Source organism: Catelliglobosispora koreensis DSM 44566 (assembly GCF_000379685.1).
In the GTDB taxonomy this organism is placed as follows: Bacteria; Actinomycetota; Actinomycetes; order Mycobacteriales; family Micromonosporaceae; genus Catelliglobosispora; species Catelliglobosispora koreensis.
Map to the genome: position 1 here is coordinate 48,441 of NZ_KB903252.1, position 21,480 is coordinate 69,920.

General features: G+C 65.4%; 20 protein-coding genes. 7 read left to right on the forward strand and 13 right to left on the reverse strand.

The features are described 5' to 3' along the window. Positions 1-11: 11 nt before the first annotated feature. From A3E1_RS0112485 to A3E1_RS0112500, 4 genes are read right to left on the reverse strand one after another with little or no spacing between them, the layout of a single operon-like run. Entirely contained in the window at positions 12-2,090 is a 2,079-nt protein-coding gene (locus A3E1_RS0112485; RefSeq protein ID WP_020521104.1) for a SpoIIE family protein phosphatase, read from the reverse strand. Next, positions 2,077-2,790 carry a metallophosphoesterase family protein gene (locus A3E1_RS0112490; RefSeq protein WP_020521105.1) on the reverse strand — a complete coding sequence of 238 codons (714 nt, stop codon included), beginning with the start codon at positions 2,788-2,790 and terminating at the stop codon, positions 2,077-2,079. Before A3E1_RS0112490 ends, A3E1_RS0112485 begins: the two co-directional genes overlap by 14 nt. Then, positions 2,787-3,035, reverse strand: a complete 249-nt coding sequence (locus A3E1_RS0112495) for a BON domain-containing protein (RefSeq protein WP_020521106.1) — start codon at positions 3,033-3,035, stop codon at positions 2,787-2,789. Before A3E1_RS0112495 ends, A3E1_RS0112490 begins: the two co-directional genes overlap by 4 nt. Then, positions 3,036-3,602, reverse strand: coding sequence for a nucleotidyltransferase (locus tag A3E1_RS0112500; RefSeq protein WP_020521107.1), 567 nt, complete (start codon positions 3,600-3,602; stop codon positions 3,036-3,038). A 62-nt stretch (positions 3,603-3,664) separates the two neighbouring features. Between A3E1_RS0112500 and A3E1_RS0112505 the strand changes: the two genes are divergently transcribed. Together A3E1_RS0112505 and A3E1_RS0112510 are read left to right on the forward strand one after the other, a co-directional pair. Then, the gene (locus A3E1_RS0112505) at positions 3,665-3,991 is read left to right on the forward strand and encodes a hypothetical protein (RefSeq protein ID WP_020521108.1); all 327 of its coding nucleotides are present in this window, start codon (positions 3,665-3,667) and stop codon (positions 3,989-3,991) included. 9 nt (positions 3,992-4,000) lie between these two features. Then, a complete protein-coding gene (locus A3E1_RS0112510) occupies positions 4,001-4,756 on the forward strand; it encodes an SDR family oxidoreductase (RefSeq protein ID WP_020521109.1) in 756 nt (251 codons plus the stop codon). A 3-nt stretch (positions 4,757-4,759) separates the two neighbouring features. Here A3E1_RS0112510 and A3E1_RS0112515 read toward each other — a convergent pair whose 3' ends face one another. From A3E1_RS0112515 to A3E1_RS0112530, 4 genes are all read right to left on the reverse strand, one after another. Further along, entirely contained in the window at positions 4,760-5,257 is a 498-nt protein-coding gene (locus A3E1_RS0112515) for a hypothetical protein (RefSeq protein ID WP_020521110.1), read from the reverse strand. A 111-nt stretch (positions 5,258-5,368) separates the two neighbouring features. After that, complete coding sequence (locus A3E1_RS40015; protein WP_245571162.1) at positions 5,369-7,240, reverse strand: ABC transporter ATP-binding protein; 1,872 nt, start codon at positions 7,238-7,240, stop codon at positions 5,369-5,371. An 84-nt stretch (positions 7,241-7,324) separates the two neighbouring features. Next, positions 7,325-8,074, reverse strand: a complete 750-nt coding sequence (locus A3E1_RS0112525; protein WP_020521112.1) for an enoyl-CoA hydratase/isomerase family protein — start codon at positions 8,072-8,074, stop codon at positions 7,325-7,327. 61 nt (positions 8,075-8,135) lie between these two features. Next, positions 8,136-8,363, reverse strand: coding sequence for a helix-turn-helix domain-containing protein (locus tag A3E1_RS0112530; RefSeq protein ID WP_020521113.1), 228 nt, complete (start codon positions 8,361-8,363; stop codon positions 8,136-8,138). Positions 8,364-8,504: 141 nt separating this feature from the next. Here A3E1_RS0112530 and A3E1_RS0112535 point away from each other — a divergent pair, with 141 nt between their 5' ends. Then, positions 8,505-9,794: a hypothetical protein gene (locus A3E1_RS0112535; protein WP_245571145.1), complete on the forward strand. Its 1,290-nt coding sequence runs from the start codon at positions 8,505-8,507 to the stop codon at positions 9,792-9,794. Between the two features lie 1,311 nt (positions 9,795-11,105). On the opposite strand, the gene A3E1_RS0112540 is transcribed toward A3E1_RS0112535, so the two are convergent. Next, on the reverse strand, positions 11,106-12,704 hold the full coding sequence (locus tag A3E1_RS0112540) for an ABC-F family ATP-binding cassette domain-containing protein (RefSeq protein WP_020521115.1): 1,599 nt from the start codon (positions 12,702-12,704) through the stop codon (positions 11,106-11,108). 90 nt (positions 12,705-12,794) lie between these two features. On the opposite strand from A3E1_RS0112540, the gene ypfJ reads away from it, so the two are divergent. From ypfJ to A3E1_RS0112560, 4 genes are read left to right on the forward strand one after another with little or no spacing between them, the layout of a single operon-like run. Next, a complete protein-coding gene (ypfJ, locus tag A3E1_RS0112545) occupies positions 12,795-13,841 on the forward strand; it encodes a KPN_02809 family neutral zinc metallopeptidase (protein WP_026208359.1) in 1,047 nt (348 codons plus the stop codon). Positions 13,842-13,875: 34 nt separating this feature from the next. Next, complete coding sequence (locus A3E1_RS0112550) at positions 13,876-15,456, forward strand: circularly permuted type 2 ATP-grasp protein (protein WP_020521117.1); 1,581 nt, start codon at positions 13,876-13,878, stop codon at positions 15,454-15,456. Then, positions 15,450-16,382, forward strand: coding sequence for an alpha-E domain-containing protein (locus A3E1_RS0112555; RefSeq protein ID WP_020521118.1), 933 nt, complete (start codon positions 15,450-15,452; stop codon positions 16,380-16,382). Before A3E1_RS0112550 ends, A3E1_RS0112555 begins: the two co-directional genes overlap by 7 nt. Continuing rightward, positions 16,379-17,227 carry a transglutaminase family protein gene (locus A3E1_RS0112560; protein ID WP_020521119.1) on the forward strand — a complete coding sequence of 283 codons (849 nt, stop codon included), beginning with the start codon at positions 16,379-16,381 and terminating at the stop codon, positions 17,225-17,227. Before A3E1_RS0112555 ends, A3E1_RS0112560 begins: the two co-directional genes overlap by 4 nt. Here A3E1_RS0112560 and A3E1_RS44635 read toward each other — a convergent pair. Genes A3E1_RS44635 through A3E1_RS0112580 form a run of 4 tightly spaced genes read right to left on the reverse strand, consistent with a single transcriptional unit; the run spans position 17,224 to position 21,302 of the window. Continuing rightward, the gene (locus A3E1_RS44635) at positions 17,224-18,018 is read right to left on the reverse strand and encodes a hypothetical protein (RefSeq protein WP_157631483.1); all 795 of its coding nucleotides are present in this window, start codon (positions 18,016-18,018) and stop codon (positions 17,224-17,226) included. The two genes, A3E1_RS0112560 and A3E1_RS44635, sit on opposite strands and share 4 nt — an antisense overlap. Positions 18,019-18,038: 20 nt before the next feature. Beyond that, positions 18,039-18,827 carry an alpha/beta hydrolase family esterase gene (locus tag A3E1_RS0112570; RefSeq protein ID WP_020521121.1) on the reverse strand — a complete coding sequence of 263 codons (789 nt, stop codon included), beginning with the start codon at positions 18,825-18,827 and terminating at the stop codon, positions 18,039-18,041. Beyond that, entirely contained in the window at positions 18,824-20,044 is a 1,221-nt protein-coding gene (locus A3E1_RS0112575; RefSeq protein WP_020521122.1) for a DUF1501 domain-containing protein, read from the reverse strand. The genes A3E1_RS0112570 and A3E1_RS0112575 overlap by 4 nt, the downstream gene beginning before the upstream one ends. A 10-nt stretch (positions 20,045-20,054) precedes the next feature. Continuing rightward, complete coding sequence (locus A3E1_RS0112580; protein WP_026208360.1) at positions 20,055-21,302, reverse strand: DUF1800 domain-containing protein; 1,248 nt, start codon at positions 21,300-21,302, stop codon at positions 20,055-20,057. Positions 21,303-21,480 lie beyond the last annotated feature (178 nt).

The window sequence follows — 21,480 nt, forward strand, 5'->3', positions numbered from 1 at the left end:
CGCGGAACAGGTCAAACGGCTTGCGCCGTGAGGATGCACGCCTCGCTGTCGGCCGCCGCCATAAACCGCTCCACGAGGGCGCCCGGGCCGCCGTCAAGCGCATGGCGCTGCATCTCCTTCAGCAACGGGCCCATCGGGTTGCGCTGCGAGCGATAGCCAGATGCGATGCCATCGGTGAATAGGATCAGCAAATCACCTGGTACCCAATCGAGCTCTTCTGATTCGAAATCAGACTCGGTCAGGCCGAGCAGAACACCCCGGGGCGGGGTGAGCTGGTTGGCCTTGCCACTGCGCACGAGCACCGGGGCGAGGTGACCGGCCTGGGCCCACGTGAGCGTGCCGCGATCGGGCGAGAACCGCGCGATAACCATGCTCGCCATCGGCGCCTTCGGATCGAGCAGCAGTTCCGTGTTGAGGGCGGCCAGGATCTCGGCTGGCTCGGCACCATCGCGGGCCATGACACGCGCTGGGTACATCAAGCGCGTCATCGTCGCCGCAGCCATGAGCCCGCTGCCGATGATGTCGCCGACGCACATCAGCACACTGCCGTCGGGATCGGCGATCGCGTCGAGGAAATCCGCTTGCACGCGTTCATGTTCCGGCGGCACCCAGTGCACCCCGCGCACATGCAAGCCGGGCACCTCCAAGTCCAAAGTGGACGCTGGGTACCACATCTCGCGCATCTGGCGGGTCAGCTCACGCTCGGTCGCGACCCGCAAGCGCTGCCCGGCAAGCGCCGCTTCGGTGCGCCGCAACGTTTCCTCGGCGACCTTCTCCTCGGTGATGTCGGTGGCGACCGCCTGGATGAGGTGAACCTCGCCCGAATCAATGGCTTTCGACTCGGCGAGCATGCGCAGCCAGTGCAGCGTGCCGTCGGCGTGCGTTAGCTGAAGCACCACATCGGCTGTCCCCGCGACGGAACGCAATTGCCGCAACTCTTCGCTGTCAACGGGCAGGCGATCCCACGCCGACGGGCCTTCGCCCAGATCACGGCCAAACAAGCGGTAGAACCCGGGAGACCAGCTGATTTCACCCGACGCCAGGTCCCACTCGGCGAAGCCAAGGCTGCCAAGGACTTCCATGCGCGCGACGTATTCGTTTTGCCGTTGCGCCGCATCGAGATGCTGCTGCGACACGAGCAGGTGATCGGCGACCCGGAAAGCCCTGCGCCGCAACAGCAGCCGCCGCGGGCGGCCCCGGAATAGCACCGTCTCATAGGAAGCGGGCCGCTCGAAGGCGACACCCTTCTCGTATGCCTCGACGTATCCGTCGAACACCCCGTTGCTGGCCAGATGTGGCTCCAGATCGAGCAGTCGCGCACCGGTCAAGTCGGCTAGCGACCGTCCAAACAGGGTGGTCACTTCCTTCGTGGCGTAGTCGACCGTGAAATCCGTGATCTGGCCATTGTCATCGCGTACCGGCGAAAGCAGTTTGCCTTGCCCATAAACCGTGCCGAGGACCTCTCGCATCCACTGCAACTGATCCCAGGCGATCGCTGGCGGACACCACATCCGGCTGGCAATGCCGCCCACCGCACCGGCGAGCGCGCTCACGGCGGCCTGCTCATCGTCGGCCAAGGGTCCCGAAAACGATAGCTGCAGCAGGATCCGGCCGTTAGCGGTCTCCAGTGGATAGACCAACGGGTCAGGACCGGGGTTACCCGCGGACGCGACGAGGCGCTGCTCCGTGTCATAGACGGCCATGACGGCCACGCCATCGGCGCCCGCTTCAACCAGTCCGTCCTGCCACAGCGTGGCGGCCAGTTCGGGAAGGGAGACGGTCGATGCCGCGCTGCTGACGGCACGCTGCAGGTGCCGGGCGAAACCAGGTGGCGTGCCGCGTCCGCGACGGGGCGGCGCCGGCATTTTGAGCCCGGCGACGATGTCGGCGGCGAGATCGGCGACCGCCACGTTGCGTTTCTGCGACTCCAGCGACATCCGCTTGAACGCCTGCTCCGGGTCGATCTCGTGCTCGCGTGCCAGGATGCCTTTGGCTTGTTCGATGAGCCCTCTGCTGCGCAGCGCGCGCCGCAGGCCCGCTACTTCCTCTTCCAGCTTGCGAACCCGGGCGACCCAATCAGCATTCGACATTGAACACACTGTATGCCTGTTTGATGACCGGGTGAGCGACATTGCGGACCCTTACGCCGCCAGGCGTCATGCCGCGTTCCGTGCCCGCGTGAGCGTGCCCGTGAATGGCCAGCGTGGCGGGGGCCGCGTCGATCGCCTCACCGAGCAGGTAGGAGCCGAGGAACGGGTAGATCTCCGGTGGTTCACCCGCGAGAGTGTCCGGCACGGGTGCGTAATGCGTGAGCGCTATGCGGATGTCCGTGTCGAGCCCGGTCAGCGCCTCGCAGAGGGCGTCGGCGCTCGCTTCGGTCGTGCGCACGAAGGCTTTCATCTCACTCTCGCCGAAAGCACTCGCACACCGGCCCGCGAAACCGCCGCCAAATCCCTTGACGCCAGCTATCCCGGCCCGCCCGCCCGGGGTATCCACCACGATCGACGCTCCCTCTAGTACCGAAATCTCGCCTTCGGTCAAAGTCTGCACTACGGCATCGGCCTCGTCGCTGTGGTGGTCGTGGTTGCCCAGCACAGCGATGACGGGAACGCCGATCCCGCTAAATTCCTTCACCACACACCGGGCTTCGGCCACGGTGCCGTGCCGGGTCAGGTCGCCCGCGAGCAACAGGAAATCGGCCCGGCCAGGTAGCTCCTGCAGCGCAGGGCGGTAACGGCCTAGCAGGTCGGCGTCCATGTGAACATCCCCAACCGCGGCTACCCGGATCATCGCAATTCCTCCGCATCCGATGGTGGCGTTGCCCGCACCACCGTAATGTCGTTCTGCACCTTGGCGTTCGGGAAGTGGGCGCTGACTCTGCTGGCGACTTTGTCGCGCCGTTCCTCGTTTTCCACGTGTCCCCGCAGGACGACGACACCGTCGCGGCGGACGATGTCAATTCCCTGCTCCGATAGGTCTTCGGCGAGTTCGCGCTGCGCGGAAGCCTCAGCGTACTCGTCGTGGTCGAGTTTCATCTAAGCCTCCACTTTGGACAGCACTTGCAGCTCTTCTAGCAGGACGAAAAACGCTTTGGCGTAAGGGGACTGACTGGTCTCCGCGCGCACCCGGCCCCAGTCGATCTGCTCGCGCAGGGAACGGGCCACCGGCAGCGCCTTGGAGAAGTCGCAGTGATGCTGGCTGAACGCGAGCAGCTTATGGATCATCAGCGTGGTCGCCGACAGGACCGGCAGGCGGATGGCGTTGACCTGGAGGATCTCGGAGTCACGCAGGATTTCCTCGGTCACGGGGCGGTCGACCGGCCGGAAGATCAAGTCGACGAGCCTGCCCTCATCGTAGACCTTGACGAGCCAGTCCTCGGGCGGATGCTCAGGGGTGAAGCCCTGCTCACTGAGCAGTTCAAGGGCACGTTCGGCGTCTTCGTGGCGGATGAGGAAATCGACATCATGTTCGCTCGAAGTACCTCCGCGCGCATACACGGCGAAACTTCCCGCCAGAACGAAGGGGATTTGGTTTTGCTTCAGCACGCTCGTCACGCGCTTCATCGTCAGCAGCAGGTCATCGCGCACATCGGTGTTCGACATCCCTTTGTCCTACCCCGCTGGAAGCCGTTTAAAGCGCCCGACCAGCGGGAAGTAGCGAGGTTATGCCACAGAAAGCCTGGAACGCTAAGCGAGAGCGACAATACGAGCACATCAAGGAAGGTGTGCTGGAGCGCGGCGAGTCTGAGGATGTCGCCGAAGAGATCGCCGCACGCACGGTGAACAAGGAGCGTGCCCGCGCTGGTGAGGCGAAGGAGTCCAGCCGTCTGTCCAAAGAGGACATCTCCTCGTCGCGCCGTGGTGGCCTGCGCTCGCACAAGGGCGCGCAGGGCCGCACCCGCGATCAGCTATACGAAGAGGCCAAGGACCGCAACATCAAGGGCCGCTCGTCGATGACCAAGGCGGAATTGCAGCGCGCCGTCGACAAATAAGATCGGTGCATGGATCTCGGACTGAGTGGCAAGACGTATGTGCTGACCGGAGCGTCCCGTGGGCTGGGGTTCGCGACGGCGCAATGCCTGGTCGCCGACGGGGCACGGGTGGTGATTTCCGCGCGTGACCAGGCGCGGGTGGACGCGGCGGTAGACGCCCTAGGTTCTGCCGCGGTCGGCTTGGCCGCCGATCTCCGAGACCCAGCCACGGCAGCTCGCCTCGCGGAGGCGGCGCACGACACGTTTGGCCGTCTCGACGGTGCATTGCTTTCCGTTGGCGGCCCGCCCCGCACCACCGCCGCGGGCGCCACTGACGAGCAGTGGCGCGACGCGTTCGAGACCGTCTTCCTTGGAGCGATCCGCGCGGCCCGCACCATCGCCGCCCAGCTGCCTTATGGCGGGGCGATCGCCCTGGTCTTGTCATCTTCTGCCAAGGAACCCGTCAAGGGACTCGGCCTATCCAACGGCCTGCGGCCCGGGCTGGCGGGTGCCGCTAAAGACATGGCTGACGAGCTGGGCCCACGCGGCATCCGGGTGCTGAGCCTGCTGCCGCACCGCATCCTGACCGACCGCAACATCGAGCTGTTCGCGGCGACGGGAGACGCGGCCAAGGCCCGTGCGGAGGCCGAAGCGAGCATCCCCTTAGGACGGCTCGGCGACCCGGCCGAGTTTGGCCGGGTCGCCGCGTTTGCCTTGTCACCGGCGGCTAGCTACCTGACCGGGATCAGCATCCCGGTCGACGGCGGCGCGCTGCGCGGCTGGTAGAGGCTATTTGTCTTCGATGCCGCAGGCCTGCTTGGCCTTCTCAGACGGGTCAGAGCTGTCGTTGATGATCGTCTGGTAGACAGCCTGCGCCTTGGTCGGGTCAGTGCCAGCGGCCTTGATGTCGGCGTTGAGCTTCTTGAAAGCGGTCAGCTCGGCGTCGAGTGCCGTCTTGACCGTCGCGTCACCAGCGTCGGCCACGATCGGGCCGAGCTTGGTTTCATATTCGGCGAACACAGGCGCCGCGGCCACGATGAGCGCCGGGGCCTTGCTCGGGTCGGCTGAAGCAGCCATCAGCTGCGGGGCGAAAGCCATCGCCTTCGCTTCGAATTCGGTCTGCAATGCCTTGTACGCGTCGCAGGTGGTCTTCTTGTCGGCCAAGGTCTTGGTCTGGGCGGCCGACGGGCTCGTGCTCGCGCCCGGCGTTTCCTGAACCGGGTCGGCGCAAGCCGAAACAACCGAAAGCGCCAGGCCGAGAGTGGCCACGGCGAGAATGCGTCGCATCGAGGGATCCTTCGCTTCAATCGAGGGTTTGAAGTACTCGGGCAGCTTAAACAAGCTCTATGACGTATTTCCCCCGAAGGTGGCTCAGGCCACCGTCATGATGCCGACACGTTACCGATTTGCCATCGAAGGGGAATCAGTGATGGCGAACTGAGTCTTGTAAAGGTCCGCATACAGTCCGCCGGCCTCGAGCAGTTGCTCATGCGTTCCACGCTGGACGATCGTCCCTCCATCCAGGACAAGGATCTGGTCAGCGGCACGGACCGTGGACAGGCGGTGCGCGATCACGAGCGCGGTCCGCCCGGTCAGTGCCGAGGTCAATGCTTGCTGAACGGCTGCTTCGCTTTCTGAGTCAAGGTGTGCGGTCGCCTCATCCAAGATGACAATCGATGGCGCTTTCAGCAGCAGGCGCGCGATCGCGATGCGCTGCTTCTCCCCACCGGAGAAGCGGTAACCGCGCTCGCCCACGACAGTGTCCAAACCGTCCGGCAGGGCACGGATCACGTGGTCGATCTGTGCCCCGCGCAGTGCCTCCCACAGCTCGTCATCGGAAGCGTCAGGCTTGGCATAGCGCAGGTTCTCCGCGATGGTCTCGTGGAACAAGTGCGCGTCCTGAGTCACCACGCCAATGGTGTCGCGCAAACTCGCCAGCGTCGCCTCGCGCACATCGATGCCACCAACGGTCACGGAACCAGACGTCACGTCGTAGATCCGGCTCACCAGCATCGAGGTGGTCGACTTGCCCGCACCCGATGGCCCAACCAAGGCGACAAGCTGGCCCGGCTCGACCTTGAACGTGACGCCGCGCAGCACGGGCTCGGTGACGGTGCGGTCGAGGGTCGCGACATCTTCAAGCGACGCAAGGGAAATCTCCGACGCGGCCGGATAACGGAAGTGGACGTCCTGGAACTCCACAGTGGACGCCCCCTTCGGGATGCTCACCGCGTCTGGACGCTCCGCGATCGCGGGAGCCAGATCGAGCACCTCGAACACCCGGTCAAACGACACGAGGGCGCCCATGACGTCGATGCGCACATTGGACAGTGCCGTGATCGGACCGTAGAGCGAGGTCAGCAGCATCGCCAGCGCCACCACATCACCGGCGTCAAGCGAGCCGGACACGGCATACCAGCCGCCCAGGCCATAAACCAGAGCCTGCGCCAGCGCGGCGACAAGCATCATGGCCGCGAAGAAGACACGGGAATACATCGCTGACTGAACACCGATGTCACGCACACGGGCGGCCCGCTTAGAGAACCTGCCCGACTCCTCGGACGGATAGCCGAACAGTTTGACCAGTAGCGCCCCGGCGACCCCGAAGCGTTCCGTCATCGTCGCGTTCATCTTGGCGTTCAGCTCATAGGACTCCTTCGTGATCGCGGCCAGCTGATGCCCGATGCGCCGCGCGGGAAGGATGAACAATGGCAGCAGGGTCAGCGACAGCAACGTGATCTGCCACGACAGGGTCAGCATCACCGCGGCTGTCAGCACGAGCCGCACGATGTTGCTGACCACTCCGGACAGCGTCGAAGTGAACGCCCGCTGGGCGCCAAGCACGTCGTTGTTGAGCCGGCTCACCAGCGCGCCGGTCTGCGTGCGCGTGAAGAACTGCACCGGCATCCGCTGCACGTGGTCATAGACCTGGGTCCGCAGATCGAAGATGAGACCTTCGCCGATGCGTGCGGAGAACCAACGCTCGACCAGGGACAGCCCGGCACTCACCACGGCCAGCCCGGCGATGAACAGTGCCAGCCGGACAACCATCGCTCCCGCGTCAGCGCCGCCGCGGGTAATGGTCCGCACGACGTCACCGGCGAGCACTGGCGTGACCACGCCGATGATGGCCGACGCCACGATGACGGCCAGGAAGTAGGTGATTTCGCGGCGGTAGGGCTTGGCGAACGCCAGGATCCTGAGCGCGGTCGCCCGGCCGATTTTGCGGTTCTCAACACTTTGGCCACGACGCATGGAGCGCATAAGCATCTCCATGCCACCGCCGGGTCCCCCAGGAAAAGTCACGGTCCAAACCTAGCGCCGCGCTGTGACAACGCCGCTAGGACTTTGGTCCTACTCCCCAAGACCCGCTAGGTCGCGGATGCGGCGCACCTGCGCCTCCCGCTCGAAGCGCTGCTGATCGTCAAAAGAACGTCCCGCGGCACCGGACAGCAGGGCCTTAATCTCCACGACCGCGTCGCGGTTGCCCGCCAGGAGCGCCGCGCACAGGTCGGAGACAGCGCCATCAAGGTCAGCCTGCGGCACTACCAGGTTCACCAGACCGATCCGTTCCGCCTCGGCGGCGTTGACCCGGCGTCCCGTCGCGCACAACTCCAGCGCCCGGCCGTAGCCAACCAGCTCGACAAGGCGCTTGGTTCCAGTCAGGTCGGGCACGAGCCCCAGCGTCACCTCAGCCATCGAAAATGACACATCTTCTGCGGCGACGCGGAAATCGCACGCGAGCGACAACTGGAATCCAGCGCCGATCGCATGTCCTTGCACCGCAGCGATAGTCAGCAGATCGGGACGGCGCAACCAGGAGAAACCGGATTGATATGTGCCGATAAGGTCGGCCGCTTCAGCCGGGCTGAGTCCCGCTATTTGGGCAAGCGATTCGCCCATCGTCGATCTGTCGAGGCCTGCGGAAAACGAACTACCTGCGCCTTTAAGCACCACGACCCGGGTTTCCCCGGACAACGAGTGTGCGAAATCGCGCAGGCCTAGCCACATCGCCGGGGTCTGCGCGTTGCGCACCTCCGGCCGGTCCAATGTCACTGTCGCGACAGGACCGTCGATAGAAACACGGAAGCCGGTCGCGGTCATCCCCGGCCGGCTTCCTTCAGGCTCGCGCTAGCAAGGGCGCGGCTAGCGCCAGCCATCTGAGTCATGCTTTTTTGCGCCGACGGGCGCCGCCGCGCTGGCGAAGCTGGACACCCGACTCGGTAAGCACTCGGTGGATGAACCCATACGAGCGACCGGTCGAGGCGGCCAGCGCACGGATGCTCTCACCCGAGGTGTAGCGCTTCACGAGGTCTTTAGCGAGCGTTTGACGTTCGGTGCCGACGATCCGGCGTCCCTTCTCCGTCGTGCTAGCTGTGCCGGTGGCTGCCATCCTGATTCCCTCACGTCCTAGTGACGATACGGACTTTGCGGTCTCATCTATTAGACCGCCTTCGACGATCATGCGCTAGATATCAATTTCATGCCAACCGACACGCGCGCTCCTGTCGGGTACCCGATAGCGTGTTCCGCCGTGAGGACTCGTGAGCAAAGGGATCTGGCCGGCTGGTTGTTGCTGGTCAGCGTGGGGTTGCTCGTGACGTGGCTAGCGGTGCGCGGCGGCGCGCGGCTAGGCACCGCGAGTGCGCCATTCCTCGGCAGCTATCGATTTGAAGTTTCACCGCTATCACTGGCTGCTCCGGCCGTGGCCGTTGCGGTGCTTGCGTTTACCCGGCGCGGGCTCATGGACCGATTGCCGTGGTGGGCCATCTCCGCCGGGTCGGCGCTCGGCCTGCTGACCTGGTCTGTCGCACTGGCCCTTGTGGACGGAACCGCAGGACTCACGCGTTCACTCACGCCAGATAGCTATCTCGGCGATCTCGATGACGTCGGAGACGATCCGATTGGCTATCTGAAATCGTTTACTACTCGCAATGCCGAGCACACGATCGCCACTCGCGGACATCCGCCGGCGCCCGTGCTGTTCCTGTGGTTGCTGCAGCGCGCCGGAATCACCGAGCACTTCGGCTTCGCGATGGTGGTTACCATCATCGGCGCCATGGCCGCTCCGCTTGTCCTGGCAGCGATCCGCGACGCCAGCGGTGAAACGGCCGCACGCCATTTCGCTCCTGTCATCATCCTCGCGCCTTACGCCGTTTGGCTCGCCGTATCCATGGACGCCGTCGTCCTAACCATCGCCGCGGCGATGACCGTCGCGGGCCTCAAAGCCACGCGCCACAAAGGCTGGCAGGCCGCGCTCTGGGCCCTCGGGGCCGGTCTCCTGCTCGGCGTCGCGGCACTTTTCTCCTATGCCGCAGCCTGGCTCGGACTGTCCATTGTGGGCATTTACTTCGCCCGCCGCCGCGCCGCGCTAAACGTCTTCAGCGGCATCGGCGCTCTGGTGCCCGTCATGGGCGCCTCCCTGCTCGGCTTCACCTGGACCGACGGACTCCTTGCCGCGTATGAGGATTTCGCCACCCACATCGAGCCCGACCGTTCCGCTTTGTGGTGGGGCCTTATCAGCATGTGCGCCCTCCTCATCGCCGCCGGCCCACCTTTGGTCGCCAGCATCCGCAAGCTACGCAACACTCCCGGCTGGCCCTTCCTCCTCGGCGGCGCCGCGGCCGTCGTCTTCTCCGTCCTAGCCGGACTCGCCCGCGGCGGCATCGAACACGCTTGGCTGCCTTACTTCCCGTGGCTAACCATCGCCGTCATCGCCCCCGAAATCCAAGGCGGCGAACCAGCTCCCCCACCCTTGCTCCTCGTCGCCGCCGGAGCTCTCACCGCCATCGTCATCGAGGCCGTGCTCCTCACGCCATGGTGAAAACCCTTTAAGAGCCCGCTTTCCGACGCCCGCCGTGGTCCCGGCCGTCCCTCCCGCGAGGCCGCCACCTCCGCGCGCCCCGGCCTCTTTTCACCCACCCGGCCTGCCTTCGCGCCCCCCTGCGGTCGCACGCCCTAGGTCACGCCCACCGTTTTCACTCACTCGGCCTACCCTGCCGCCATCAGCCTTTCGCATGCCCGGGTCACGCCCACCCACCCGCCTGATCTTGCCGCCGTCCCGCTTTCGCTTCGTATCCCGGCCTCGCAACTCGCTTTGGGTTCCCTTCGCCAGGGCCTCAACGCCGCGCGTTCTCATCCCACCATCGCCCTTTTCCGCCGCCGCGTTCGCTTCGCTCTCCCCCCGCGGCCTCTTTCCGCATCGCCCTTCCCCCGCAATGCTCGCGCTTCCACGTTTCGCTTGCGCCCGGTCGCCCGCAATGCTCCCGCTTTCCCGTTTCGCCTCCACGTTTTCGCTTCCGCTGGTCAGTCCTCCCCGTTTCGCTTTTGCCCGCTCCCCGCGATGTTCGCGCGTCCCCGTTTGCCTCCGCCGGCCAAATCCTCCACTGCGTTTCGCTTGCGCCCGGTCCGGATTCGCTTTCCGTTTTTCCCGGTAATCCGTGGTCACGGTTACACCGTCCATTTCGGACGTTTTACCCTGCCGCCTCAGCGCCGAGCGTCGCGGTGTCCATATTGGACCGATCGGTGGAAAAGACCATTGGACCGTCTCGGGATGTGAATCTTGAGTCGTGATCCACATCCTAAAAGGAGTGATCAAATCGCCTGTGGATCACCCTTTTCGGAATCCGGATCATGCTCAAAGATCATCCTGGCCCCAAACCGAGATCCACATCCCACCAGACGTGATCAAATGCCCTGTCGATCACGTCCCAGTGGCTGTGGATCTCACTCTTGGCTGTGGATCAAGCCCAAGTAGCCCAAGCTGCTCATGCCGCCGAGGCCCATGTCTCCAGCGACCGCTCACCACATCCTTTCGTCGCAACGGCATACCTCAGGGCCGACATGGCGATGACAGGTGAAGCGGAGTGGGGCATGGAACCCGGAGCACGCGAAGGCAGCGGGCAGCGCGGGGCCGGGATGCGCCGAGGAAGCCGCCGAGTGGGGCGAGGAGACCCGTGCCGCCGGCGTCACGGGATGCGGATGGCGAGGCTCGGACGCGACGCGAAAGCAGGACGGCTCCCCGTGAAGCGGGGTGGGTGAAAGAGGCCGGGGTGCGCGGAGGTGGAGGCCTCGCGGGAGGGACGGTCTGGACCACGGCGGGCGTCGGACCAAAGGGGTTGAAGGGGTTGCGGCGTCAGGCGAGTTCGACGAGGTCGAGGAGGTCGTCGGACCAGGCGTCCTCGTCACCGTCGGGCAGAAGGATGGCGCGGTCGGGTTTGAGCGCGGCCACGGCGCCGGGGTCGTGGGTGACGAGGACGATCGCGCCGGGGTAGCGGGCGATGGCGTCGAGGACCTGTTCGCGGCTGACCGGGTCGAGGTTGTTGGTGGGCTCGTCGAGCAGGAGGACGTTCGCGCCCGAGCAGACGAGGGTCGCGAGGGCGAGACGGGTCTTCTCGCCGCCGGATAGTACGCCGGCCGGCTTGTCGACGTCGTCGCCACTGAACAGGAAGGCGCCAAGGATGCGGCGCAGCTCGGTGTCGGTCTGTTCAGGGGCGGCCGAGCGCATGTGGTCGAGGATGGAACGGTCGACCTCGAGCGTTTCGTGCTCCTGGGCGTAGTAGCCGAGGCGCAAGCCGTGACCTGCGTTCACGGAACCGGTGTCGGGCGTGAGCAGACCGGCGAGCATGCGCAGCAGGGTGGTCTTGCCCGCACCGTTGAGGCCGAGGATGACGACGCGGGAACCACGGTCCACGGCAACGTTGACGTCGGTGAAGATTTCGAGGGAACCGTAGGACTTGGACAGTTCCGACGCGGTCAGTGGGGTCTTGCCGCACGCGGCGGGCGTGGGGAAACGCACTTTGGCGACCCGGTCACTGGCACGCACCTCGTCGAGGCCGGAGAGCATCTTCTCGGCGCGCTTGGCCATGTTCTGCGCCGCGATCGTCTTGGTGGCCTTGGCCCGCAGTTTGTCGGCCTGTGCCATCAGGGCTCCGGCCTTCTTCTCCGCGTTGGCCCGCTCCCGTTTGCGGCGGCGCTCGTCGGTTTCGCGCTGTTCGAGGTAGGTCTTCCAGCCGACGTTGTACGTGTCCACAGTGGAACGGTTGGCGTCGAGGTACCAGACCTTGTTGACCACGGCTTCCAGGAGCGAGGCGTCGTGGGAGATGACGATGAGCCCGCCCTTGTGCCCGGACAGGAACCCGCGTAGCCAGGTGATGGAGTCGGAGTCGAGGTGGTTCGTGGGCTCGTCGAGGAGCAGGATGCCGCCGCCGTTTTCGCCCGCGTCGCGGAACAGGATGCGGGCTAGTTCGATGCGGCGGCGCTGGCCGCCGGACAGGGTGCCGATGGTTTGCGCGAGCACACGGTCGGGCAGGCCGAGGTTGGAGCAGATGCGTGCGGCTTCGGCTTCCGCCCCGTACCCGCCGAGCGCGGCGAATTGGTCTTCGAGCTGGCCATATTTACGCAGCAGTGCGTCGTCGGTGCCGAGCTGAGGCTCGAGTTCCTTCATCTGCGCGAGGAGCCGGTCGAGCCCGCGGGCGGACAGCACACGGTCAGCGGCCGTGACATCGAGATCGCCCGTGCGCGGATCCTGCGGGAGATAGCCCACGGCACCCCGGCGGTCGACCTGGCCCGCGTAGGGCGAGCCTTCCCCGGCGAGCACCTTGAGCGTCGTCGTCTTGCCCGCGCCGTTGCGGCCGACGAGACCGATTCGGTCACCCGGCTGCACGCGCAAGTTCGCACCCTCGAGCAGGATGCGTGCGCCCGCGCGCAACTCAAGGCCATTGGCCGAAATCATGACTTCCTCCACCGCGACAGCAAACCGACCAAGCTTACTCGTTGGCGAATCAGGCTAAAAATGGTTTAAATCCGGCTTACAGTCATGAACGTGAGCATCAACGAAAATGCCAACGTCGACCCCTCACAGGTCGAGGACATGCGCGGCCAGACAGGTGGCGGCGGCGGGGGCGGCTTCAACTTCCCCGGCCTGGGTTCCGGCGGGGGTGGTGGCGGAGGCGGCGGAGGCATGGGCGGTCTCGGCGCCGGGGCAGGCTGTCTGAGTGCTTTCCTGCCGATGTTCAAGAAGAACCCCAAACTTGGCTGCGCGATCGTCATCATCCTCGCGCTATGCATCGGTGGCTTTCTCTGTTTCGGTGGCGGTGGACAGCTCGGCAACCTGGGCAACGTCGGTGGCCTGGGCGGTGGCGGCACGGCTCCCCAGCCCGGCGACAACACCGACCTGCAAAAGGCATGTGATGTCAGTAACCCTGAGCGGTTCCAGCGCACCGACTGCCGCAATCTGCTCTACATCAACTCAGTTCAGGCGTACTGGCAGCAGGCCATGCCGCAATACTTCGGCACCCCGTATCAGAAGGCGACCACGCGTTACTTCAGCGGCGGCGTGAACACGGCATGTGGCAGTGCCAGCTCCGGCATGGGGCCGTTCTACTGCCCGGGTGACAATCACGTCTACATCGACCTGGCCTTCTACGACGAGCTCGCGAGACGGTTTGGGGCTTCGGGGCAGTTCGCTCAGGCTTATGTTCTGGCCCACGAGTACGGGCACCACGTGCAGACGCTGCTCGGCACGGAAGCCGAAGTTAGAAGGGCACAGCAGCGCGACCCGGCCAACGCGAACCGTTACTCCGTCGCCATGGAACTTCAGGCGGACTGTTTCGCCGGGACCTGGGCCAACGCCGCCTCCCGCACGACGGACGCCACGGGACAGCCTCTTTTCACGAGCATCACGCAAAAGGACATCGACGAGGCACTGCAAGCCGCAGCGGCGGTCGGCGACGACACCATCCAAAAGCGAGCGACCGGCACGATCAACGAGTCTGGCTTCACGCACGGATCAGCCCAGCAGCGGCAGCAATGGTTCAACCAGGGGTTCACGACCGGCGACCCGCGCCAGTGCAACACCTTCGGTTCGTAACACTTTTGCAATGTTCCTCACATAACGTGGGCCAATGGCGGATCTCTTCGAGGACTACCGCCTTGGCCCGGGCTGGGATGAGATGTTCGCCGAGCCCGCCGTGCCTAGGCCCAGCTACGAGACCCTTTACGCGACGCTTCAGGCACTGTCCAGTGCGGACTTAGGCCTGCGCTCAGAGGTGCTCCAGCGCGCCTTCCTGGATCAGGGCATCACGTTCGCCCTCAAAGGTGTGGAACGGCCGTTCCCGCTCGACATCGTGCCGCGGGTCATCACCGCCGCCGAGTGGGCACATGTGGAAGCCGGTGTGGCGCAACGCATCCAGGCCTTGGAGATGTTCCTCGCCGACGTTTACGGCCCGGCCACCGTGCTCAGTGACGGCATCGTGCCCAGGCGAGTCGTCGTGACCAGTGCCCACTTTCACCGGGAGGCCGCGGGGATCAACCCGGCCAACGGCGTGCGCATCCACGTCGCTGGCGTCGACCTCATACGCGACGAGCAGGGAGCGTTCCGCGTCCTGGAAGACAACGTGCGCACGCCGTCAGGCGTCAGCTATGTCATCGAGAACCGCCGCGCGATCTCGCATGTGCTGCCGGAAGTGCTTGCCTCGACCCGGATCCGGCCGGTGGACTCCTATCCCGCTCAGTTGCTTGCCGCGCTGCGGGCAGCCGCTCCAGCCGGGGTAAGCGATCCGACGGTCGTCGTGCTGACGCCGGGCGTGCACAACTCGGCCTACTTCGAGCACACGCTGCTGGCCCGCGAAATGGGCGTGGAACTCGTCGAAGGCCGCGACCTGCTGTGCGCGGCCAACGAGGTCTCGATGCGCACCACCGCCGGTGAGAAGCGGGTCGACGTCATCTACCGCCGCATCGACGACGACTTCCTCGATCCGGTCCACTTTAGAGCTGACTCAATGATCGGCGTCGCTGGCTTACTCAACGCCGCCCGCTGCGGCAAGGTCACCATCGCCAACGCGGTCGGCAACGGTGTGGCCGACGACAAGCTGCTCTACACCTATGTCCCCGACCTGATCCGCTACTACCTGGCGCAGGAGCCGATCCTGCCCAACGTCACCGCCTACCGGCTCGAGGACAACCCTGATGTGCTCGAATACGCCTTGGGCCGCATGGATTCGCTCGTGTTCAAACCGGTCGACGGATCGGGCGGGGCAGGCATCGTGATCGGGTCACGGGCCTCGGAAGAGGTACTGGAGAAGTTGCGAGCCCGGATAACCGTTGACCCACGCGGCTGGATCGCCCAGGAGGAAGTCGCCCTGTCGATGGTGCCGACGCTGATCGGCAACCGGCTGCGCGGCCGTCACGTCGACCTGCGCCCGTTCGCCGTCAACGATGGCGTCGCTGTCAAAGTTCTGCCGGGCGGGTTGACCCGCGTCGCGCTGCCTGAAGGCGAACTGGTCGTCAACTCCAGCCAGGGTGGCGGTTCCAAGGACACCTGGGTGCTCGCCGAAGCGACCGACCCGTCCGAGCCCAGCCCACAACACCCGCGCGGGGCCGCGATTCCACAACCCAGAAAACCAGACCCTGGCCCTGGTACTGGAGAAGTCGTCGCCCAGCAACAACAACAGCAACAGCAGACCGTCGGGGAGGCGCCATGCTGAGCCGGATAGCCGAGTCGCTCTACTGGATCGGCCGTTACGCAGAACGCGCTGAGGGAACCGCGCGCATCCTCGATGTGCACGTCCACGGCATGCTTCAGGACCCGTGGGTCGATCAGGAAGAGGCGTGCCGTTCACTGCTCAAGGTGATGGGCGTGACGACCGATGCCACACAGGTCTCAACGCTGCAAGTGGTCAGCCTGCTCGGACTCGAGCAGGCCAGCCCGAGCTCGGTGGTCGGAGCGCTCGCGGCCGCACGCGAAAACGCCCGTGGCGCAAGGGAAACCATCTCGACGGAAATGTGGGAGTGTCTCAACGCGACTTGGCTCGGCCTGCCGGCCGCGCGCATTCGGATTGAGCAGCAAGGCATGCACGCGTTCTTCGGGTGGGTCAGGGAACGCTGCTCGCTGCTCAACGGGCTGACCGAGGCGACGATGAGCCGTGATGACGGGTGGCTGTTCCTCATGCTGGGCCGCAGCATCGAGCGGGCTGACATGACGGCACGGCTGTTGTCGACGCACGCTGACGCGGGCGGCAGCATCCAGTCGTGGCTTTCGCTGCTGCGCTCGTGCGGGGCTTGGGAGACGTTCCTGCGCACCTATCGCGGCGCTCTGACGGACCGTCATGCGGCTGAGTTTCTCTTACTGGACAGACTGTTTCCCCGGTCCGCGTTCGCGGCCCTCAGCGCCGCGGAGTCATGTTTGGACGAGCTGGAGCAGGCGACCGGCCCACGGGCCGGAGTCGCGACGGACGCTCACCGCATCATCGGGCGTGCCCGCACCGATCTGGAGTTCCGTGGTGTCGACGAACTGCTGTCGAATCTGAGCAGCGTGCTGTCCACAGTGGAGCGTGCGTGCTCACGCGCCAACACCGCCATCACCGGCCGCTACTTCCGGGCGACCGCCGCGGTGACGTGGGCCGTCGCATGAACCAGGGCTGGCGCATGCGCATCACTCACCGCACGTGGTTCCAATACGACGGCAAGGCCGCCACGTCCTACAACGAAGCACGGATGTCGCCTCGTTCCGAGGGACGCCAGTCGGTGCTAGACGCGCGCGTGGAGATTCAGCCCGCGGCTTGGCTGTACAAGTACGAGGACTACTGGGGCAGTGTCGTCACCGCGTTTGACTTGCAGGAGGCGCACGAGTCGCTGACCGTGGTCGCGTCCGCTCTCGTGGAGACAATGCCCTCGGCACCGGTCACGCCGGACGGCCCGTCGTGGAACGATCTCGAAAACGAAGACAGGTGGCACGAATATCTGCTGCCGACCCCGCGCACAGCGCTCGACGAGGAACTGACCGCCCTGGCACTGGAAATCAAAGGCGCACACGACGGACCGCAAGCGGCGGCGCTAGCCGCGTGCGAGCTCGTCCAGTCCGAAGTGGAGTATCAGCCCGGCAGCACCGGTGTGCAGACCGACGCGGTGCACGCGTGGCGCCAGCGCAGCGGTGTCTGCCAGGACATCAGTCACCTTGTCGTGGGGTTGCTGCGCGGAATGGGTACGCCCGCGAAGTATGTCTCTGGGTATATGCACCCGCATCCCGACGGTCCCGTCGGCGAAGACGTGGCCGGGCAAAGCCATGCCTGGGTCGAGTGGTGGTCTGGCACCGGCTGGACCGGTTATGACCCCACGAATGGGGCCCCGATCCAGCCGCGCCATGTGGCCGTTGGCCGGGGGCGGGAATATGGCGATGTCCCGCCCCTCAAAGGGGTTTACTCCGGCCCACCGAGCGCGAACCAAGGCGTCGAGGTCCGGATAACGCGACTGCGCTAAAGGCTGCTGTCCACGCAGTAGTAGTCCGTGCCCGTGACACGTCCCTTGCGGGTGCGCTCTTCCATGTAGACATCGAGGTCGCCACAACCGTTTTCGGAGTTGGCTTCCGAAATCACCTTGCCGTCGTGGGTCTGTTCGCAGGCGACCCACTTCCAGCTGTCCGTGCCCGTGATGGCGACACAGCCGCCGACGCCGGACTTCGGCGCCCCGATCGCGACGGCGGCGATGACACCGACGAGCGCGAGGGGAACCCCCAGGCCAATCATGGTCGGGCGCAGGTAGACCGGCTTGCCCAGCGGCAGCGGCTGACCCGAGTTGGCGTCGGGCTGACGGGCCGGGAGCTTGGCCACCTTGCCGCGCTGGAACAGGTTGATGAGCAGCACGAACGGGGTGACGATGAACGATCCGTAGCCCCACCAGCCCTGCACGAGCGTGCGGCTGGTCATCGTGCGGAACGTGGAGATGCCACAGTCGCGGCAGAACGGTCCCTTTTGCTTGAGGAACTGCATCACGATGATGAGCCCACGGTGGCCACGGAACGTCGCGTCGGCGGTCGGCCCGGCCCCACACATCACGCACGGTGGCGTCCCGTGCTGCGGCGCATATGCCTGCTGCGAATACGCCTGTTGTGGGTATGCCTGCTGGGGCTGAACCTGCTGCGGATACGCCTGCGGCGGCACGGGTTGTGCGGGAGCACCTGGCTGCGCAACGCCATACGGCTGCGGAGGAGCCGATTGCGTTGGGTCAGCAAACGGTGACGGGTAAGGGTTTTGAGGTGGTTGGACTGTCACGCGGCGGGACTTTACAAGAACTACTGATCTCGCGCATGCCGGGAAAACCGTGCCCACAGCCACTCGGTGGCCCCGTCGGGCCATTCATGACCGCCACCATCGACGATGATCGTGGCAACCTCAACGTTTCCTGAACACTGCCAACGGTTCTGCGTGTACTTTCCGGACGGTGAGCTGACGCTCGCGCTCGGACATTGGGCCGTTCGGAGGAACGGGTCTAGCGATTCGTCCAGGGAACGGTAGTCCACTTTGGTGACTCCGGCCGGTCCTACACCGCCCTCAATCGGCACATTGCGGTCGGCGGTGCCGTGGATCGCGAAAACGGGCGTCGGCTTAGCCTTGTCACAGTCGGCGATCCGCGCACCCGCGACCGGCCCGATCGCTGCCACGTCGTCAGGAAACGCACACGCCACGGCGTACGACATCATCGCCCCGTTCGACATGCCCGTCACATAAACCCGCCGGGCATCCACTAACCCGTCGCGAACCAGTCGCGTGATCTCGCCGTGCAGAAAAGCCGCGTCGTCGTGCTCCTGCGGTCCACAGCACTCCGGTCCGGCGTTCCAGCTGCGGGACTTGCCGTTGGGGTAGGCGACCACGAAGCCGTGCTTGTCTGCGGCGGCGTCCCAGCCGTAGGCGCGCCGAGCTTGCGAGGCGCTGCCGAAGCCGCCGTGGAGCATCACGACCAGCGGCGCCGGTTTCACCACGGAAGAGGGGACGTAGACGATGGTTTCGTCAGAGCGCCCATCGGAAGCCGCGGCGGAACACCCAGCGAGCACTAGGAGCAGCACGGCTAATGCGGCCTTCATAGAACACCGGCCAAGCGGCCCTTCCACGGCCCGAGGATCCGTGCCGCGTCGGCGGCCAGCACGCGTTCGAGCACCGTCGTGTAGACGTCGCGGAAATCGGTGGTGTACTTGAGATCCCCGTTATCCAGATCGGACAGATTCGGTGGCTCGCCGTGGAGCCCACCAGTCACGCCGTCCCCCAGCAGGAACAGGCTAGATGCGGTCCCGTGGTCGGTGCCGTCGGAGGCGTTGGCTTTGACCCGCCGCCCGAACTCCGAATAAACCAGCACCACCACGTCTTTGCCCTGCACCCGTTTCAGGAACGCGCCCAGAGCCTTGTCGAGGATGCCCAACAGCCCTTGGTGCGGTTGCTTCTCATCGGCGTGCGTATCGAAGCCGCCAAGGGACACCGAGAACACCCGTGTCGCTACCCGTGCCTCAATGCATTGCGCGACAAGGGAAAGCTGAGCGTCGAGCCCGGCTCCCCCACCCGTGCCCGTTGCCTGAGCCTCATCGTCGGGCGAAGGCGAGTCGTCGGCGGCTTCCGACACCGTTGTCATGAGTTCGTCCACGCGCGCCAGATCAGCGAAGCACGCTGCGGCACGCGCTTGGAACGGTGATTCCCCGGACACCGAAGTCCCAAGAGCGGCAAGGGTTTCCCGCGTCACGCCGCGCGGCAGCTTGATTTCACCCGTGCCTACGACCGCTCCCGCGCTTGAGGCTCCCGCGAGCAGTGGTGGCAGCACCTTCTCGAACGAGACCGCCATCCTCGGATCGCCGCCGACGGCGTCGAGCCACCGGCCTAGCCAGCCCGTGGGGCCCGGCCGCTCTGGTTCGGCCGTGTGCCAGATGTCCATCGACTTGAAGTGACTGCGGTCGGGCTTGGGGTAGCCGATGCCACGGATGACGGCGAGCCGCCTCGTGCCGAACAATTCATGCAAGTTCTTCAGCGCTGGGTTCAGGCCCGTCGTGGCGTCAAGCTTGAGCACCTCCGGCTCGTCATAGGCCAGCTCCGGACGCGCGGAGTGATAAGCCTTGTCGGCGAAGGGAATCACCGTGTTCAGCCCGTCGTTGCCGCCATAGAGCGTGACGACCACCAGTGTCTTGGCTCCCGATGGCTTGTCGCCAGCGGTTTTCAGTACGTCTGACAGGGAAAGGGCGGTCGCCCCGGCCGCAAGCGCGCCAGCGCCCACGACCCCACTGCGGATCAGAAACTTACGTCGCGTCAAGGCATCCATCGCATCCTCCTCAGTGGACCGCGTATTCCGGGCTGGCCAAGGCCAGAGCGAGCCTGCGGCGCGGATCCTTCACGCCTTCGAGCAGTTTGCGAGTGCGGTCAGTCCAGGCGTCCACGCACAGCACGCGGGCGGCTTCGTCCGTATCGCTAGGGACGGTGACCGCCTTGGCCGCCAGCGCTTCGGCGACCCGCAGCCGGGTCTGCGCCGAAAACGTGGTGAGCCAAGCGTTGCCCGACGGCCACCCGGCCACACTCGGCGGGCGGAACGGCACCTGGTCCAAAGCGGTCAGTCCCTTGTAGAACGCCGACCGGTCGCCGGAGATCCCGAGCTGGCGCACGGCACCCACAAGCCATTCCACCGGTTGCTTGACGAGCTGCCCCTGGGCTCGCCCGAATTCTTCGGAACGAAGCATCGCGGTCATCATCGAAGCCACATCACCGGCAGCGCTCATGCTTTCCAGCACGCTCGATGGAATCGGTTCAGCCGAGCCGAACCGGAACCACAAACGGCTGGCCACAAACTTGGGCGCGGCCGCTTGCGACACCAGGTGATCGGCCAGACTGTCCACATCGAACTTGGCGGTCCGGCCGAGGATCATCTTTTGCCCGTCGTCGAACTTATTGGGTTCCAGTGAGGCGACTCCAGTCGTGCGGTCGATGGTCCAGCCCGTCAGCGCGCGGGCCGCTTCCTTGACGTCAGCCTCCGTGTAATTGCCGATGCCGAGGGTGAACAGCTCCATCAGCTCGCGCGCCAGATTCTCGTTGGGCGCCTTGCGCGTGTTGCGCTGACCATCGAGCCACAGAATCAGCGCGCTATCGCGCAGCATGGCCTTGACGAAATCGCCGAACGGGCCGTGCGCACGGGACCGGAAGATTTGTTGCTGCGCCAGCATGAGGTGTGCCGAGTTCACCTTCTGCACACTGGTCGCCCAGTGCCCGTGCCAGAAGAACACGAGCTTTTCGGCGAGCTGCCGCTCCGCCGTGACCATCCGGTCCAGCCACCAGCCGGTGATCTGCTGCACCTGCTCCCGGCGCGTCTTCTGAGCGGCCTGCCGCTCCTCGCGCGTCGACTGCCTCGTGAGCGCCGCGTAGGGGTCGGGCTCCAGCCGCGGATAGCTCAGATTGTCCGGACTGGACGGTCGCACCAGCATCTGCAGCGTCGCTTCGAACCCACGCTGCTCCGCCGCGTCGACTTCTCGCATGGTGGGACCAAACGTGGCGCGCCGCAGCAAATGGGCGGCCTTTTCCCGTTCAGGCATAAGCCGAACGCTAGTGGCGCGATGTAAGACGAATGTTCGGTGTTCCCGAACATGGCGTGAGCGTTTACAGTGTTCGGCGAGCGCAATGTCGGGCTTACGGAATGACACGTCACACCCTCCCGGAGCCTCGCCGTGCTTGCCATCACCGCTCTTCCCCGCCTCGTAGGCTGCGCTGACC

Coding starts and splice junctions, on each gene's coding strand:
- A3E1_RS0112485 (WP_020521104.1), bottom strand. CDS start 2,090: ATGTCGAATGCTGATTGGGTCGCCCGGGTTCGCAAGCTGGAAGAGGAA.
- A3E1_RS0112490 (WP_020521105.1), bottom strand. CDS start 2,790: ATGATCCGGGTAGCCGCGGTTGGGGATGTTCACATGGACGCCGACCTG.
- A3E1_RS0112495 (WP_020521106.1), bottom strand. CDS start 3,035: ATGAAACTCGACCACGACGAGTACGCTGAGGCTTCCGCGCAGCGCGAA.
- A3E1_RS0112500 (WP_020521107.1), bottom strand. CDS start 3,602: ATGTCGAACACCGATGTGCGCGATGACCTGCTGCTGACGATGAAGCGC.
- A3E1_RS0112505 (WP_020521108.1), top strand. CDS start 3,665: ATGCCACAGAAAGCCTGGAACGCTAAGCGAGAGCGACAATACGAGCAC.
- A3E1_RS0112510 (WP_020521109.1), top strand. CDS start 4,001: ATGGATCTCGGACTGAGTGGCAAGACGTATGTGCTGACCGGAGCGTCC.
- A3E1_RS0112515 (WP_020521110.1), bottom strand. CDS start 5,257: ATGCGACGCATTCTCGCCGTGGCCACTCTCGGCCTGGCGCTTTCGGTT.
- A3E1_RS40015 (WP_245571162.1), bottom strand. CDS start 7,240: ATGCTTATGCGCTCCATGCGTCGTGGCCAAAGTGTTGAGAACCGCAAA.
- A3E1_RS0112525 (WP_020521112.1), bottom strand. CDS start 8,074: ATGACCGCGACCGGCTTCCGTGTTTCTATCGACGGTCCTGTCGCGACA.
- A3E1_RS0112530 (WP_020521113.1), bottom strand. CDS start 8,363: ATGGCAGCCACCGGCACAGCTAGCACGACGGAGAAGGGACGCCGGATC.
- A3E1_RS0112540 (WP_020521115.1), bottom strand. CDS start 12,704: ATGATTTCGGCCAATGGCCTTGAGTTGCGCGCGGGCGCACGCATCCTG.
- A3E1_RS0112550 (WP_020521117.1), top strand. CDS start 13,876: ATGGCGGATCTCTTCGAGGACTACCGCCTTGGCCCGGGCTGGGATGAG.
- A3E1_RS0112555 (WP_020521118.1), top strand. CDS start 15,450: ATGCTGAGCCGGATAGCCGAGTCGCTCTACTGGATCGGCCGTTACGCA.
- A3E1_RS0112560 (WP_020521119.1), top strand. CDS start 16,379: ATGAACCAGGGCTGGCGCATGCGCATCACTCACCGCACGTGGTTCCAA.
- A3E1_RS0112570 (WP_020521121.1), bottom strand. CDS start 18,827: ATGAAGGCCGCATTAGCCGTGCTGCTCCTAGTGCTCGCTGGGTGTTCC.
- A3E1_RS0112575 (WP_020521122.1), bottom strand. CDS start 20,044: ATGGATGCCTTGACGCGACGTAAGTTTCTGATCCGCAGTGGGGTCGTG.
- A3E1_RS0112580 (WP_026208360.1), bottom strand. CDS start 21,302: ATGCCTGAACGGGAAAAGGCCGCCCATTTGCTGCGGCGCGCCACGTTT.